Genomic DNA, 14,469 nt, shown 5'->3' with positions numbered 1-14,469 from the left:
AATGGATCTGAACAGCGATCTCGGCGAGGGCTTCGGCGCCTGGAAGATGGGCGACGACGAAGCCATGCTCGACATCGTGACCAGCGCGAACGTCGCCTGCGGCTTCCACGCCGGCGACCCGTCGGTGATGCGGCGGGTGTGCGAACTGGCGGCCGGGCGCGGGGTCGCGATCGGCGCGCACGTCGGTTACCGCGACCTGGCCGGCTTCGGCAGGCGCGCCCTCGACATCGCGCCGGACGACCTGGCGGACGAAGTGCTCTACCAGGTCGGCGCGCTCGACGCGTTCGCCCGCGCGGCGGGCAGCCGCGTGACGTACGTGAAGCCGCACGGCGCGTTGTACAACACCGCGGCGGGCGACGCCGAGCAGGCGGCGGCGATCGTCGAGGGCCTGCGGCGGTACGATCCCGCGCTGGCGCTGCTCTGCCTGCCGGACTCGGAAATGCAGCGGGAGGCGGAGAAAGCCGGTGTCGTCGCGTACGCGGAGGCGTTCGCGGACCGGGCGTACACCGCGGAAGGCCGGCTCGTGTCGCGCAAGCGGCCGGGCGCTGTCCTGCACGACGCCGGGGCCGTGGCCGACCGGGCGGTGGCGATGGCGACCGGCGGCGGCGGCGTGACGGCCGACGGCGGCAAGCTCGACCTGCGCCCGGATTCCCTGTGCGTGCACGGCGACACGCCGGGCGCGGTCGAGCTGGCGCGCCGGATCCGCGCCGGCCTGACCGCCGCGGACGTCCCCCTCACCGCGTTCACCGGATGACCGTCCGGCTGCTGCCGTGCGGGCGGCGCGCGGTCCTGGTGGAGCTGGACGACGTGCTGGGTTTCCAGGCGGCGCTGACGCAGTCGCCGCCGGACGGGGTGGTGGAGCTCGTCCCGGCGGCCCGGACGCTGCTGGTCCGCTTCGACCCGTCGGTGACGAACGCGGAACGGCTGGGTGCGCTGCTGCGTCAAGTGTCCCCTGTGGACAGGGTGGCGGCCGACGCGGGCGAGGTGGTGATCCCGGTGGTGTACGACGGCGAAGACCTGGCCGACGTGGCCGCGGAGACGGGGTTGAGCGTGGCTTCGCTGATCTCCCGGCACACCGCGGGGACCTACGTTTCGGCGTTCTGCGGCTTCGCGCCGGGCTTCGCCTACCTGACCGGGTCGGACCCCGCGCTGCACGTGCCCCGGCGGTCGTCGCCGCGCACCCGCATCCCGGCGGGCTCGGTGGCGATCGCCGGCGAGTACAGCGCGGTCTACCCGAGCGCGTCCCCGGGCGGCTGGCGGCTGCTGGGCCGGACGGAGGTGCCGGTGTGGGACGTCGAGCGCGACCCGCCGAACCTGCTGCCGCCGGGCACCCGGGTCCGGTTCACGGCGGTGGCGTCGTGAAGCTCGAAGTCGTCCGGCCCGGGTTCGCGACGACGGTGCAGGACCTCGGCCGCCCGGGTCACGCGGCGCTCGGCGTCGGCCGCTCCGGGGCGGCCGATCGCGAGTCGTTCCGGCTGGCCAACCGGCTCGTCGGAAACCCGGAGGGGGCGGCGGCGCTGGAGGTGACGCTCGGCGGGCTGGTGCTGCGCGCATCGGCCCTCACAACGGTGGCGGTCACCGGCGCTTCCTGCCCGCTCTCGAAGGGCGGGCCGAACGGGCCGATCACGTTGTGGCCCGGGGAAGAACTGGCGCTGGGCACGGCGGTGTCGGGGTTGCGGTGTTACGTCGCGGTGCGCGGCGGGATCGACGTACCGCCGGTGCTGGGTTCCCGGGCGACGGACACGCTCGGGAAGCTGGGCCCGCCGCCGGTGGCGGCCGGGATGCTGCTGCCGATCGGCCCGGCTCCGCGGGCGTTCCCGGTGGTGGATCTCGCGCCCCGGGCGGCGTGGCCGGCCGAACCGGTGCTGCGCGTGACACCGGGTCCGCGTCGCGACTGGTTCACCGCGCCGGACGAACTCTTGTCCACTGTGTACACGGTCTCGCCGGATTCGGACCGCGTCGGCATCCGCCTGACCGGGCCGGCACTGGCCCGGGCACGCCACGACGAGCTGCCGTCGGAGGCGTGCGTGCCGGGATCGCTGCAGGTGCCGCCGTCGGGCCGGCCGATCCTGTTCCACGCCGACCACCCGACGACGGGCGGGTACCCGGTGATCGCGGTCGTCGAGGAGGCGGACCTGGACCTGGCCGCCCAGCTGCGGCCGGGCCAGACCGTGCGCTTCCGTCCGAACTGACGGTCCTGAGTCTGCCGCGGCTGTCGTGAGTGGTAAGGCGGGTTCTAACCCGCCTTACCACTCACGACCACCAGCCAGGCGGCGTTCGTGACCCCGATCGCGAGCCACGCCGCCCAGGCCTCGCCCGGGGCCAGCCAGGTGGTGACGACCCCCAGTGCCACCGTCACCACCACGGGCCACGCGCGCCGCCGGCCGCGCGGCCGCCGCTCGGCGAGGTAGGCGTCCAAGGCCTCCGCGACCTGGTCGTCGATTTCGTCGCGCAGCCGCGGGTCCAGCTCAGACATGCGCCGGCACCGGCCGCGGCACGGCGACGGACAGGCACGCCAGCGCCAGCGGCACCTCCAGACCGGCCATGAGCAGCGAAAACGCGACGTCGTCGCCGGCCGTGACGACGTCGAACCAGGCGTCGGCCAGCAGCAGCGTCGCCGTGGCCGTTGCGACCAGCGGCGTCCGCGCGTCACCGCGGCTCAGCAGCCACGCCGTGAGCAGCAGGCCGGCCGCCTCCGCCGTGTCGAAGCCCGTCCAGGCCAGCCGCCAGTGTTGCGCCTGCACGACCTCCGGCAACGTCGTCCCCAGTACCGCGATCCACGGCAACAGGCACAGCCCGGCCGCCCAGAAGAGCTTCTTCATGCGAACCCCCGAGTTCTCTCCCGACCCAAGGTAGCGATTGCAGAGATTCTTTGCAAACAACCTCTGTAGTAGGCTTTCGGCATGGTCGACCGTCCCGAAAAGCGCGTCCTGACCGGCGCGGACCTCAAGGCCTTCTACAAGGCGCTGGCCAACCCCGTGCGCCGGGACATCCTCAGCTACCTGGGCAAACACGGCGAGGCGAACTCGACGAGCGTCGCGAAGGCGCTGGGCGAGAGCACCGGGACGACCAGCTACCACCTCCGCAAGCTCGCCGACCTGGAGCTGATCGAGGAGCTCGAGGACCGCGGGGACGGCCGCGAGCGCTGGTGGAAGTCGCGGTCGAAGGACATCTACACCCCGCCCGGCCTCGACCTCGCGCCGGACGAGCGCGAAGCGATGCTCAAGCTCGGCGCGCTGAAGATGGGTCACGACCTGGGCCTGGTCGCCCGGGCCTACGCGGGCTACGACAGCGCGAAGGGCTGGAACCAGATCCACCGCGCCGGGCTGCACCTGACGAAGGACCAGGTGACGTCCTTCGTCGAGGAGTACCAGAACCTGGTGTGGAAGTACGCCACCGAGCCGGGACAGCAGCCCGAAGGCTCACGGTCGGTGGCCGTCCGGTTCATCGTGGTGCCGGACGAGGATGAGTCCACTGAGGACTAGAGCCCGGACACCCGGAGCGTGATGTTCAGCCGCCCGGCCAGGCCCAGCGCCGGGTCCGCCGTGCCCGGCAGCGTCTTCGGCACGCCGTGGTAGGCGAGCCGGGACGGGCCGCCGAACACGAACACGTCACCCGACCGCAGCTCGACGTCGGTGTACGGCCGGCCGCGGGTTTCGGTGTTGCCGAAGCGGAACACACCGGCGTCACCGAGGCTGACCGACACCACCGGCTCGAGGCTGCGCTCGTCCTTGTCCTGGTGCAGCCCCATCTTCGCGGTGGCGTCGTAGAAGTTGACCAGCGCGATGTCCGGCGCGTACGCCTCGGCCGGCTCGCCGTACGCGGCCGCCACCGCGCGGCGGCCGAGGTCGCCGAGCCAGTCCGGGAACGGCAGCACCGGCGTCCCCTCGCCGGTCGTGCGCGAGTAGCCGTACGGGTACCAGTGCCAGCCGAGGCAGACCGACTTCACCGACATCACGCCGCCGTTGGGCAGCCGGGTGTGGCGGTAGCCGGACCAGCCGCGGCAGGCCGCGACGAGTTCGCGCTGCTCGTCGAAGCCGAGCCAGTCGGGCAGGTGCACGGCGCCGGGCGCGATCTCGGCGCGCGGGCGCGGCAGGAGGGCGTCCACCACCTCGATTGTGCCGGAGAAAAGCCGCAGGAGCCGTCCCACGGACCAGCGGGACGACTCCTGCAGCCGCATCCCCTCGCCCTGGGCCACCGTGAACTAGACGTTCCCACACCTGAATGTCACGTGCCAGCGTGGATCAGCTACGAACGGGTCTCTTGACCACGGTGCCGCCGATCAGGCACGGAACGTCACCACGGTGACGCCCGCGTGCGCCGGCACGGGGTCGTTCATCGCCGCCAGCGCGGCCGGGACGTCGTCGAGCCCGATGCGCCGGCCGATCAGCGCGGCGAGGTCGATGCCCGCCGTCTCGACGACGCGCAGCAGCTCCGGGTACTCGTGGGCCGGGAGCCCGTGGATGCCGACGAGCTCCAGCTCGCCGCCGATGACGCGGTGCATCGGGATGGGGGCGACGCCCTGCGCGGGCGGCATCAGCCCGGCCTGGACGTGCCGGCCGCGCTTGCGCAGGCTGCCGACCGACGCCGCGCAGGTCGACGGCGAGCCGAGGCAGTCGAGCGAGACGTGCGTGCCGCCGCCGGTCAGCTCGCGGACGTGCGCGGCGACGGCTTCCGGGCCGTCGAAGGCCGAGGAATCGACCGTGACGGCGGCACCCGACTTCGCGGCCAGCTGGAGGGCGGCCGCCGAGACGTCGACGGCGACGACTTTGGCACCGGCCGCGACGGCCAGCAGCACCGCGGAGATCCCGACACCGCCGCAGCCGTACACCGAGACCCACTGGCCCGCGGTGACGCGCCCCTGCCGCAGCACCGCGCGGAACGCCGTGCCGAACCGGCAGCCGAGGGCCGCGGCCTCGGCGGCGCCGAGCGAGTCCGGCAGCGCGACCAGGTTCGTCTCGGCGTGCTCGATGGCCACGCGCTCGGCGAACGACCCCCAGTGCGTGGCGCCGGGCTGGCACTCGCGGTCGCAGATCTGCTGGTCACCGCGGGCGCACTGGGCGCACGTGCCGCAGGCGCAGACGAACGGCACGGTGACGCGCGCGCCGAGCGCCCAGCCGCGGACGCCTTCGCCGAGCGCGACGACCCGGCCGGCGAGCTCGTGCCCGGCGACGTGCGGCAGCGTGACGGCGGTGTCGTGCCCCTGCCAGGTGTGCCAGTCGCTGCGGCAGACACCGGTGGCGTCGACCTCGATCACCGCACCACCCGGCGCGGCCACCGGCTCCGGCACGTCCCGCACCACGGGCGGGACGCAGAACTCCTCCATGACCACAGCTCGCACGGCACGAGCCTAACTGCCTTCTACGCCGCTCAAGTGAGCGCGTGGAACCTCGTCCTGCTCCGCGGCGGGCCGAGGAGCTTGCTGAGCGAGCCGTCCGGCACGTTCAGGATGTCCTCGAGATTCCGCAGGGCCTCCAACGATTCCGGCCGCTCCGGCCGGCACCGTCCCGATTGCCAGTGGCTGAGGGTGGCCAGGCTGACCGTGGTTCCCCGGCCACGCAAGCGATAGCGGATCCGCTCGAGGCCGAGGCCGCGGGCCCGGATCGCCGCCCGCAGGGCCACGTCGAACGGTCCGGCTGCCAGCAGCCGGCTCAGCTCCGCCTGTTCCCCCCGGTCGATGGTGCGTGTTCGCTGACCGGTCATCACAACGCTCCGAAGCACTCCCGATTAAGAAGATTGGAGCGTAGGCCCCGGTTCGCAAGATCGGAAGGGTCCTCACCCACCTGCCTTGCGCGTCTCGTCGGCGATCGCGGCGAACGGTTCCGCGTAGCCGGAGTTGATCGTGACGTAGGAAATCCCCCACCGCTCCCGCCAGCCGAGAAGCTTTTCCGTGGCCTCGCCGGGATCCTCGGGAAGGACGGTCACCGCACCGCCGGCGGCGAGCTCGGGCACGTCCACCCCGGCCCACCGCGCGATCGCGGGCGACGGTTCCGACCCGATCGCCATCAGGTTCAGGCCGAGCTCGATCTCCGCCAGCCGCGGCCCGGCGAGGACCCGGAATCGATCCACAATGGACGTCGCTTCGGCTTCGGTCGTCGTCGGCGCCCAGGTGAACGTGACGGTGTCGGCTTCTTGCGCGGCGAGCGCCAGCATTTTCGGCCCACCGCCGGCCAGCATCAGCCGCGGCCGGTCGGCGTCGCGCTTGAGGTGCGCGATCGTGGCGGCCATCCGTGTGATGCGCTCACCCGGTGAGGGGAATTCCCGCCCCAGCGTCGCGGCGTGCCCTTCGGCACCGGGCCGTCCGACGCCCAGCCCCAGCTCGAACCGGCCGCGGGTCTGCCGGTGGAGGGTCTGCGCCTGCCAGCCGAGCGCCCTGGCGTCGCGGAAGGGGTCGGCGAGCACGAAGGTGCCGACGGTGAGATCGAGGGTGACCGCGGCGGCGGCCCCGAGCAGCACGAACGGATCGGCGGTCCCGACGGGATCGGTGGCGAGCAAGGTGTCGAACCCGAGCTTCTCGACCCGCTCGGCCTGCGCGGTCCACGAGGTGAGGTTGGGCGAGTAACCGGCGACGACGCCGAAGCGGAAGGGTTTCATACGGGCCATCGTCGCGGGCGGGAGCTGGTCACCACATCCGCTTCACGACGTCACCCGCGCGTACGTCCCTCAGCGCAGGGTGACCGACAAGGCCTGCGCGATCTCCTTGCCGATGGCGTGCGTAGCCGCATCCGGCGGCGATCCCACCTTCACCACCATCGGCCCCCCGAACGGCTGCCGCTCCACGACCTCGATGCGCTCGCCCAGGTTGATCGCGTGTTCCGTCAGGTACCTGAGCAGCTCCGGGTCCGTGTCCCAGACCCGGACGATCTCGCCCACCGCGCCCGGCGGGAGATCGTCGAGGATGCGGACCGGCAGCTCCTCGACGCTGCCGTCCGGGGCCGGGATCGGGTCGCCGTGGGGGTCGCGGACCGGGTTGCCGAGCTTCGCCGCGATGCGCTCGACCAGCCTGTCGGACACCGCGTGCTCCAGCGCGTCCGCCTCCGCGTGGACCTCGTCCCACGTGTAGCCGAGCTCCGACACCAGGTACGTCTCGATCAGCCGGTGGCGCCGGAGCACCGACCGCGCCAGGAGCCTGCCGTCGGCCGTGAGCTCGATGCCGCGGTACGGCACGTGGGTGACCAGGCCCAGCTGGGACAGCTTCGTGACCATCCCCGACGCCGAGGACGGGCTGACCTCCAGCCGGCCGGCGAGCGACGCGTTGGTGACCGCCTCACCCCGCTCGACCAGGCCGTAGATCACCCGGACGTAGTCCTCGACCGACGAGGACCTCCGGACCGAACCGTCTCCCATGCCGCCTACGATACGGGGCCGGGTACTTTCTCGTGAAAGTTCACGGCCGCCAGCGGTAGCGGATCCAGCCCGGAACCGGTTCGGCGCCGAGCTGGGCGTAGAACGCCTCGCCTTTTTCGTTGCCCTCCTGCATGTCCCACTCCACGCGGCCGGTCGTGCGGGTGCGCAGCTCGTCCAGCAGCTCGCCGCCGAGGCCGTGGCGGCGGTACGCGGGCCGGACGAACAGGTCGTCCAGCCAGATCCCCGGCCGGGCTTCCCAGGTGGAGAAGTTCCAGCTGCAGAAGGCGAAGCCGGCCACCGTCCCCGGCTCGCCGGGCGGGGTCGCGATGAGCACCCACGCCTTCGGGTCCGGCCCGAACAGGTGCCCGCTCATCTCGGCGCGGTCCAGCTTCAGGTCGTGGTTGTCTTCGTAGACGGCGTGCTCCTCGATGAGCGCGCAGATCTCTTCGATGTCTTCGAAGACGGCGTCGCGAACGGGCATCTCGCCTCCCTTTTTTGTCGGTGGTGGTCGCTACTGTCGGGCCTGGAAGACGTGGAGGTGGTCGATGTCACCGGAGGAGAAGTTCGAGGGCCTGGTCGACGAGTTCACCGGACGCCCGGGCATCACGCCACCCGGGGCGACCCGGGGGTTCGGGCGCTCGGCACTGCGCGCGCACGGCCGGATCTTCGCGATGTTCGTCCGCGGGAAGCTGGTGCTCAAGCTGCCCAAGGGCCGGGTGGACGAGCTGGTGGCGGGTGGGCACGGCGTGCGCTTCGACGCCAACAAGGGCACGCCGATGAAGGAATGGCTGGCGCTGAACGCGGCATCGCCACACCCCTGGGCCGAGCTGGCCGAGGAAGCACTCGAGTTCGTGGGAAGGAAGTGAGTCATCACGCTTGATAACGCAGTTCGCCGCCGACGGCGGTGCCTTGCACGCTGAGTTCTCCAAAAGCGAGCGCGTCCAAAGCGGACTCGTCCAGGGGCGAGCCGGAGAGCACGGCGAAGTCGGCGAGCTTCCCGGGTTCGAGCGTGCCCAGGTCACGCTCGGCGAAGGTCGCGTACGCCGATCCGTACGTGTACGCGCGCAACGCCTGCTCCGGCGTCAGCGCCTCTTCGGGTGCGAAAGGCGCGCCGGAGGCCGTGCGCCGGCGCACCATGTCGGCCAGGGCGAGCAGGGGCGCGCCGTTCACGACGGGCCGGTCCGAGGACGCGGGAAGCACGCAGCCCGCGTCGAGGACGCTGCGCAGCCGGTAGCACCAGGGCACGCGTGACTCACCGAGCGCGGCGCGCATGCCGTCGCCGAGCTCGTTGACGAACCGGCCCTGCGGCGACGGGATGAGCCCGAGCGAGGCGAGCCGAGTCAGCTCCGCGGGCTGGAGCACCGCGCAGTGCTCGATGCGGTGCCGGTGGTCCGTGCGCGGCGAAGCGGCCAACGCGGCTTCGTAGGCGTCGAGGACGACGGTGATCGCGCGGTCGCCGATCGCGTGCGTCGCGATCTGCCAGCCCGCGTCGTGCGCGCGGCGGATCGTGCGGGCCAGCTCGTCTTCGGGCACCTGGAAGTAGCCGCGGTTGTCCGGCTCGCCGTCGAACGGGTCGTGCATCGCGCAGGTGCGTCCGACCAGGGAGCCGTCGGCGAACAACTTCATCGGGCCGACGCGCAGCCACTCGTCGCCGAGGCCGGTGCGCAGGCCGAGGTCGAGGCCGAAGCCGGCGTCGTCGGGCAGGTCGTGCAGCACGCTCGCGGCGATCATCACCGTGCTGCGCACGCGCAGCACGCCGCGGTCGCGCGCCTCCTGGTAGGCGGCCAGTTCGGCAGGGGTCTCGCCGACCAGGCCGCCGCCGATCCCGGCCTCCTGGACGCTGGTGATGCCCTCCGAGAGGTACCGCTCGGACGCCCGCTCGAGCCCGCGGACCACCCGCGAGACCGGCGTCGGGTACGTCAGCGGCCGCAGCAGCAGCTGGGCCTGCTCGCGCAGCAATCCGGTCGGCGAGCCGTCGGCATCCGGCACGACGTCGCCGCCGACCGGCACGTTCGCCAGGTCGAGCTGGTCGAGCACGGCCGAGTTGACCACGGTCATGTGCCCGGACGTGTGCTTGAGCCGCACGAGCATCCCCGGCGCCGCGCGGTCGAGGCCGCGGGAGTCGGGGTGCCCGCCGGCGAGCTTGTTCTGGTCGTACCCGCTCCCGACCACCCAGCTCCCGGGCGGCAGCGTCGCGGCGCGCGCGGCGACGGCGTCGTAGACCTCCTCGACGCTGCGGCAGTCGCTGAGCGGGACGTCGTCGAGGCCCATGCCGAACCACGCCATGTGGTTGTGCGCGTCGTGGAAACCGGGCACGACGAACCCGCCGGCGAGGTCGATCCGGGAGCGCGCGGACAGCTCGAGGGCATCGGAACCCAGCGCGACGATTCGGCCGTGCAGGACGGCAAGTGCGCTGGTGACGCCCGCACCCGTCCACACCGTGGCGTTCTCGTAGACCGCATCGACCCGCATACTCCGCCTTCCTCCCCACCGCCACCCTCAACGGAGGCGCTTCGCGCCGCTGCCTCATTCAAAGGCTATCGATCGATCGATCGAACGTCTAGCATCGTCCTCATGCCCACCGTGGAGTTCGCCGTCGAGGACGGCATCGCGCAGATCCGGCTCAACCGGCCCGAGCGGCTGAACGCGGTCGCCGCCGTGCTGGTCGACGACTTCCTCGCCGCCCTCGACGCGGCCGCCCGCAGCGACGCCCGTGTCGTCGTGCTGTCGGGCAACGGCCGGGCCTTCTGCGCCGGCCACGACCTCAAGGAACCCGCACCCGCGGGTGACTCCCGGGCGCGGCTGGACCGGCTCCAGGACGTCACGCGGCGGCTGCGCGGGCTGCGCCAGCCGGTGATCGCGGCGGTGCACGGCTACGCGATCGGCGCGGGCGCGGAGTTCGCGCTCGGCTGCGACCTGATCCTGGCCGCCGAGGACGCCGTGTTCGCCTTCCCCGAGGTCTCGCTCGGCCTGAGCGTCACCGGCGCGGCGTCGCGGCTGCTCCCGCTGCTGGTCGGCCCGCTCAAGGCGAAGGAGCTCCTGCTGCTCGGCGAGCGCTTCGACGGCCGGAGGGCGGCCGAGCTGGGCATGGTCAACACCGCCGTGCCCGCCGAGCAGCTCCAGGCCGAAGCGCTGAGCTGGGCCAAGCGGATCGCCGAGCACCCGCCCGCGGCGGCGGCCATGGCGAAGCGCGTCCTCGACGCCAGCACGGACATCGAACCGGCCCTCGAACTCGAGGTCAGCCACGCCCTGATCACCGAGCACTCGGCCGCGGTCGCCGCGTCCACCGAAGCCTTCCGGAGCCGGGTGTGACGCCCCTCGCCGAAATCGGGACGCTCGCGCAGCTCGTCACCCGGGCCGCCGCGCTGTGGCCCGAACGCCCGGCCTGGGTGTTCGACGACCTGGAGCGGACGTTCACCTTCGCCGAGCTCGATCGCGAAAGTTCCCGGATCGCCGCGGCGCTGGCCGAGCGCGGCATCGGCCCCGGCGACCGGGTGGCGGTGATGCTGCGGAACGTGCCCGCGTTCCCGCTGACCTGGCTGGCGCTGGCGAAGATCGGCGCGCAGCTGGTGCCGGTCAACACGAACTACCAGGAGTTCGACGGCGCCCACGTCCTCCGCCACTCCGGCGCGAAGCTGGCCGTCGCCGCGCCCGAATTCACCGAGCTGCTCGGCCGGATCGGCCTGACCGAGGTGATCACCCCGGACGAGCTCCGCACCGACGCCGAGCCGCCGGAGTTCACGCCCGTGCCCGAGCTGCCGGTCAACATCCAGTACACCTCCGGCACCACCGGCGCCCCCAAGGGCTGCGTCCTGCCGAACCGCTACTGGACGACCCTCGCGGTGAGCCTGGCCACCGACTTCCCCGCCGTCGGCACGGACGACGTCATCCTGACCGCGCAGCCGTTCCACTACATCGATCCACAGTGGAATGTCGCACTGGGACTCGCGGGCGGGGCCACCCTCGTCGTCCTGGACCGCTTCCACCCCAGCACGTTCTGGGCGAAGGTCCGCGAGCACGGCGTCACCTGGTTCTACTGCCTCGGCCTGATGCCGACGCTGCTGCTGCGGCAGGAACCGGCCGAGACCGACCGCGACCACCGCGTCCGCGCGATCTGCGCGTCGGCGATCCCGCACGACCTGCACTCTGAAATGGAACGGCGCTGGGGCGTGCCGTGGTACGAGGCGTTCGGCATGACCGAAACCGGCGGCGACATCCGGATGACCGCCGACGACCACGACGCGACCGTCGGCACCGGCTGCATCGGGCGGCCCAGCCGCGACCGCGAGGTGCTGATCGCCGGCGACGACGGCAAGCCGGTGCCGCGCGGGGAAACCGGGCAGCTGCTGATCCGCGGGATCGGGCTGATGCACGGCTACCACGACGATCCGGACGCGACGGCGAAAGCGTTCGAAAACGGCTGGTTCCACACCGGCGACCTCGCCCGGATGGACGCCGCCGGCCGCGTCTACTACATCGGCCGGACGAAGGACATGATCCGCCGCAGCGGCGAAAACGTCTCCGCCGACGAGGTCGAGCGCGCGCTGCTGCTGCACCCGGCGGTCCGGCTGGCGGCCGTCGTCGCGGTGCCGGACGAGCTGCGCGGCGAGGAGATCAAGGCCTACGTCGTCTGCGACGGCGACCGGCCGGACCCCGCCGAGCTGGCCGCGTTCTGCGCCGGGAAACTGGCCTACTTCAAGGTTCCGCGGTTCTGGGCGTTCGCGGACGCGCTGCCGATGACCCCGTCGGAGCGGGTGGCCAAAGGCGAGCTGCGGAAGGTCGCCGACCCGCGCGCCGGTTCCTGGGACGCGAAGGCGGCAGCATGGCTGTGAGCAGCCGGGAGCGGGTGCGCGCGGCGGCGGTGAAGCTGTTCGCCACCAAGGGCTTCCACGGCACCGGGATCCGGGATCTGGCGCAGGAGGCGGAACTCTCCTCGGCCAGCCTGTACCACTACATGGGCACCAAGGAGGATCTGCTCGCCGAGATCATGCACACCGCGCTGAACCGGCTGCTCGACGCGGCCCGCGAGGCGACCGCGGGCGGCGGCGACCCGGTGCACCGGCTGCGCACGCTGGTCGTGCTGCACGTCCTCGCGCACGCCGTCGGACCGGCGGAAACCCGGGTGGTGGACAACGAAGTCGACGTCCTGTCCCCGGCCGCGCGCGAACCGGTGGTCGCCCTGCGGGACGCCTACGAACGGCTGTGGGCGGCCGCGATCGACGAAGGCGTGGCGGCGGGGGTGTTCCGTGTGGAGCACCCGGCGGTGACCCGGCTCGCGCTGCTCGAGATGTGCAGCGGCGTCGCGAGGTGGTATTCCCCACGCGGCCCGCTGGCGCTGGACGAGCTGGCGGAGCACTACGCGGAACTGGCGTCGAGGGCGCTGGGCTGCACGTCCGCGCCCGGCGTGACCGACTTGCGGCGGTGCCGGGAAATCGTCGCGAAAGAGTGGGGCGTGTCCGTTTAGCGGCGCTTTTACCTGTGTACGCCTTGCCCAGACGGCGTGCGTGGGGGACGCTCGAAGGGTGACTGAGGAAACGATCCAACTGGAACTGGACGACTCGGGTCTCGCGCCGGGCCTCCCGGCGCCGGAAAACCCCCGCGATCAGGTGCAGGATGTGCCCTATCGCCCCGTCGAGTTCCGCGATGACGATCTCCCCACTGCCCTGGCACGGTGCTCCGCCTGGCTGCGGCAGGCGCAGGAGTGGCTGGGCGAGCCGCTCGACGTCCTGGCCATCCACCTCGACTACGACGACCGCCAGGGTTCGCCGTACTACGACGTGAAGCTCCTGTGCAACGAAGAGGACCTCGCAGGCGTCCCGATCGCCATCCGCAACAAGAAGTAAGCAAGCCGAAGCGCCGTCAAGGCCGCCGGGAAGGGCGGCCTTGACGGCTTCTCGCGTTTCGGGGCCCTCAGCCGAGCGTGCCGCCGACCTTGACGTGCCCCTTGAGCAGGTTGCGGGCGATCGTCCGGCGCTGGATCTCGTCGGTGCCCTCGTAGATGCGCAGCAGCCGCAGCTCGCGGTACCAGCGCTCGACCGGCAGCTCCCGCGTGTAGCCCATGCCGCCGTGGATCTGCAGGACGCGGTCGACGATCTCGTTGGCCTTCTGGCCGCCGTACAGCTTCGCCATCGACTGCGCGTGCCGCGAATCCACGCCCTGGTCGACCTGCCAGGCGGCGTGCAGCACCAGCCACCGCAGCGCTTCCAGCTCGACGCCGGAGTCGGCGATCATCCACTGGATGGCCTGGCGCTCGGCGATCTTCTGCCCGAACGTCTCGCGGGTGTTGGCGTGCTCGATGGCCATGGTGATCAGCCGCTCGCACGAACCGATCGCGCGCGCCGGCAGGAGGTAACGGCCCTGGCCGATCCACTGCATGGCGAGCTCGAAGCCGCGGCCTTCCTCGCCGAGGATCTGCGTCTCCGGGACGCGGACGTCCTGGAAGATCAGCGACGCCGGGCCCCACTCGCCCATGGTGTCGATGTATTCGGACTTCCAGCCGGCTTCGCGGTCGACGAGGAAGCAGGTGACGCCGCCGTTCGCGCCCTTCTCCGGGTCGGTGATCGCGAAGACCATGGTGAAGTCGGCCTCGTTGCCACCGGTGATGAAGGTCTTCTCGCCGTTGATGATCCAGTCGCTGCCGTCCTTGCGGGCGGTGGTCCGGATGGCCTTGGCGTCCGACCCGGCGCCCGGCTCGGTGATCGCGAAGCAGGACTTGCGCTCGCCCGAGATGGTCGGCAGCAGGTAGGTCTGCTTCTGCTCCTCGTTGGCGTGGAACAGGATGTTGTCGGCGGCCCCGCCGAAGCGGAACGGCACGAAGGTCCGGCCGAGCTCGGCCTCCAGCAGCGCGGCCATGACCGCGGACAAGCCCATGCCGCCGTACTCCTCCGGGGTCAGCACGCCCCAGAAGCCGGACTCCTTCGCCTTGAGCTGGAGGTCCTTGAGCTCCTCGCCGGTGAGGCCGGGCTGGTGGGCGCGCTCGCGCCGGAGGACTTCCTGCTCGAGCGGGATCAGCTCCCGCTGGACGAACGTGCGGACCCAGTCGCGCACTTCACGTTCTTCGGTGCTGAGTGAAAAGTCCATGACGTGGCTGCTCCTCCGACACTGGCTAAGCGCTTGCTTACC

At 71.9% G+C, this 14,469-nt stretch carries 19 protein-coding genes; 9 read left to right on the top strand and 10 right to left on the bottom strand.

Going from position 1 to position 14,469, the window contains the following annotated elements:
* Position 1 precedes the first annotated feature (1 nt).
* Genes C2L58_RS07225 through C2L58_RS07215 form a run of 3 tightly spaced genes read left to right on the top strand, consistent with a single transcriptional unit; the run spans position 2 to position 2,192 of the window.
* Positions 2-754, top strand: a complete 753-nt coding sequence (locus C2L58_RS07225; protein WP_103336756.1) for a LamB/YcsF family protein — start codon at positions 2-4, stop codon at positions 752-754.
* Entirely contained in the window at positions 751-1,362 is a 612-nt protein-coding gene (locus C2L58_RS07220) for a 5-oxoprolinase subunit B family protein (RefSeq protein WP_103336755.1), read from the top strand. Before C2L58_RS07225 ends, C2L58_RS07220 begins: the two co-directional genes overlap by 4 nt.
* Positions 1,359-2,192 carry a biotin-dependent carboxyltransferase family protein gene (locus C2L58_RS07215; protein ID WP_103336754.1) on the top strand — a complete coding sequence of 278 codons (834 nt, stop codon included), beginning with the start codon at positions 1,359-1,361 and terminating at the stop codon, positions 2,190-2,192. The genes C2L58_RS07220 and C2L58_RS07215 overlap by 4 nt, the downstream gene beginning before the upstream one ends.
* A gap of 44 nt (positions 2,193-2,236) precedes the next feature.
* On the opposite strand, the gene C2L58_RS07210 is transcribed toward C2L58_RS07215, so the two are convergent.
* Both C2L58_RS07210 and C2L58_RS07205 read right to left on the bottom strand, forming a co-directional pair.
* On the bottom strand, positions 2,237-2,476 hold the full coding sequence (locus C2L58_RS07210; protein ID WP_103336753.1) for a hypothetical protein: 240 nt from the start codon (positions 2,474-2,476) through the stop codon (positions 2,237-2,239).
* On the bottom strand, positions 2,469-2,822 hold the full coding sequence (locus tag C2L58_RS07205) for a hypothetical protein (protein ID WP_103336752.1): 354 nt from the start codon (positions 2,820-2,822) through the stop codon (positions 2,469-2,471). The genes C2L58_RS07210 and C2L58_RS07205 overlap by 8 nt, the downstream gene beginning before the upstream one ends.
* An 81-nt stretch (positions 2,823-2,903) precedes the next feature.
* Here C2L58_RS07205 and C2L58_RS07200 point away from each other — a divergent pair, with 81 nt between their 5' ends.
* The gene (locus C2L58_RS07200; RefSeq protein ID WP_103336751.1) at positions 2,904-3,485 is read left to right on the top strand and encodes an ArsR/SmtB family transcription factor; all 582 of its coding nucleotides are present in this window, start codon (positions 2,904-2,906) and stop codon (positions 3,483-3,485) included.
* On the opposite strand, the gene C2L58_RS07195 is transcribed toward C2L58_RS07200, so the two are convergent.
* From C2L58_RS07195 to C2L58_RS07170, 6 genes are all read right to left on the bottom strand, one after another.
* Positions 3,482-4,108 (bottom strand): alpha-ketoglutarate-dependent dioxygenase AlkB family protein, encoded by a 627-nt coding sequence (locus tag C2L58_RS07195; protein WP_199191143.1) that lies wholly within the window; start codon positions 4,106-4,108, stop codon positions 3,482-3,484. The genes C2L58_RS07200 and C2L58_RS07195 overlap by 4 nt on opposite strands.
* 174 nt (positions 4,109-4,282) lie before the next feature.
* The gene (locus C2L58_RS07190; RefSeq protein ID WP_199191142.1) at positions 4,283-5,341 is read right to left on the bottom strand and encodes a zinc-binding dehydrogenase; all 1,059 of its coding nucleotides are present in this window, start codon (positions 5,339-5,341) and stop codon (positions 4,283-4,285) included.
* Between the two features lie 29 nt (positions 5,342-5,370).
* Entirely contained in the window at positions 5,371-5,703 is a 333-nt protein-coding gene (locus C2L58_RS07185; protein ID WP_199191141.1) for a transcriptional regulator, read from the bottom strand.
* 72 nt (positions 5,704-5,775) lie between these two features.
* Complete coding sequence (locus C2L58_RS07180; protein WP_103336748.1) at positions 5,776-6,594, bottom strand: LLM class flavin-dependent oxidoreductase; 819 nt, start codon at positions 6,592-6,594, stop codon at positions 5,776-5,778.
* A gap of 69 nt (positions 6,595-6,663) precedes the next feature.
* Positions 6,664-7,347 carry a metal-dependent transcriptional regulator gene (locus tag C2L58_RS07175; protein ID WP_013230121.1) on the bottom strand — a complete coding sequence of 228 codons (684 nt, stop codon included), beginning with the start codon at positions 7,345-7,347 and terminating at the stop codon, positions 6,664-6,666.
* A gap of 40 nt (positions 7,348-7,387) precedes the next feature.
* Positions 7,388-7,828: a GNAT family N-acetyltransferase gene (locus tag C2L58_RS07170; protein WP_103336747.1), complete on the bottom strand. Its 441-nt coding sequence runs from the start codon at positions 7,826-7,828 to the stop codon at positions 7,388-7,390.
* Between the two features lie 64 nt (positions 7,829-7,892).
* On the opposite strand from C2L58_RS07170, the gene C2L58_RS49740 reads away from it, so the two are divergent.
* Positions 7,893-8,213, top strand: a complete 321-nt coding sequence (locus C2L58_RS49740; protein ID WP_199191140.1) for a hypothetical protein — start codon at positions 7,893-7,895, stop codon at positions 8,211-8,213.
* 4 nt (positions 8,214-8,217) lie between these two features.
* Here C2L58_RS49740 and C2L58_RS07160 read toward each other — a convergent pair whose 3' ends face one another.
* The gene (locus tag C2L58_RS07160; protein ID WP_103336746.1) at positions 8,218-9,819 is read right to left on the bottom strand and encodes an amidohydrolase; all 1,602 of its coding nucleotides are present in this window, start codon (positions 9,817-9,819) and stop codon (positions 8,218-8,220) included.
* A gap of 102 nt (positions 9,820-9,921) precedes the next feature.
* Between C2L58_RS07160 and C2L58_RS07155 the strand changes: the two genes are divergently transcribed.
* Genes C2L58_RS07155 through C2L58_RS07140 form a run of 4 tightly spaced genes read left to right on the top strand, consistent with a single transcriptional unit; the run spans position 9,922 to position 13,190 of the window.
* Positions 9,922-10,659 carry an enoyl-CoA hydratase/isomerase family protein gene (locus C2L58_RS07155; protein ID WP_103336745.1) on the top strand — a complete coding sequence of 246 codons (738 nt, stop codon included), beginning with the start codon at positions 9,922-9,924 and terminating at the stop codon, positions 10,657-10,659.
* Entirely contained in the window at positions 10,656-12,179 is a 1,524-nt protein-coding gene (locus tag C2L58_RS07150; RefSeq protein WP_103336744.1) for an ATP-dependent acyl-CoA ligase, read from the top strand. Before C2L58_RS07155 ends, C2L58_RS07150 begins: the two co-directional genes overlap by 4 nt.
* The gene (locus tag C2L58_RS07145) at positions 12,170-12,811 is read left to right on the top strand and encodes a TetR/AcrR family transcriptional regulator (protein ID WP_441296292.1); all 642 of its coding nucleotides are present in this window, start codon (positions 12,170-12,172) and stop codon (positions 12,809-12,811) included. Before C2L58_RS07150 ends, C2L58_RS07145 begins: the two co-directional genes overlap by 10 nt.
* 58 nt (positions 12,812-12,869) lie before the next feature.
* Positions 12,870-13,190, top strand: coding sequence for a hypothetical protein (locus C2L58_RS07140; protein ID WP_013230128.1), 321 nt, complete (start codon positions 12,870-12,872; stop codon positions 13,188-13,190).
* Positions 13,191-13,257: 67 nt separating this feature from the next.
* On the opposite strand, the gene C2L58_RS07135 is transcribed toward C2L58_RS07140, so the two are convergent.
* Entirely contained in the window at positions 13,258-14,427 is a 1,170-nt protein-coding gene (locus C2L58_RS07135) for an acyl-CoA dehydrogenase family protein (protein WP_103336742.1), read from the bottom strand.
* Between the last annotated feature and the right edge of the window lie 42 nt (positions 14,428-14,469).

It is taken from the genome of Amycolatopsis sp. CA-126428, from assembly GCF_002904335.1.
In the GTDB taxonomy this organism is placed as follows: Bacteria; Actinomycetota; Actinomycetes; order Mycobacteriales; family Pseudonocardiaceae; genus Amycolatopsis.
Note: the sequence above shows the minus strand (reverse complement) of the source record. Positions and strands in the feature narration are given on the sequence as shown.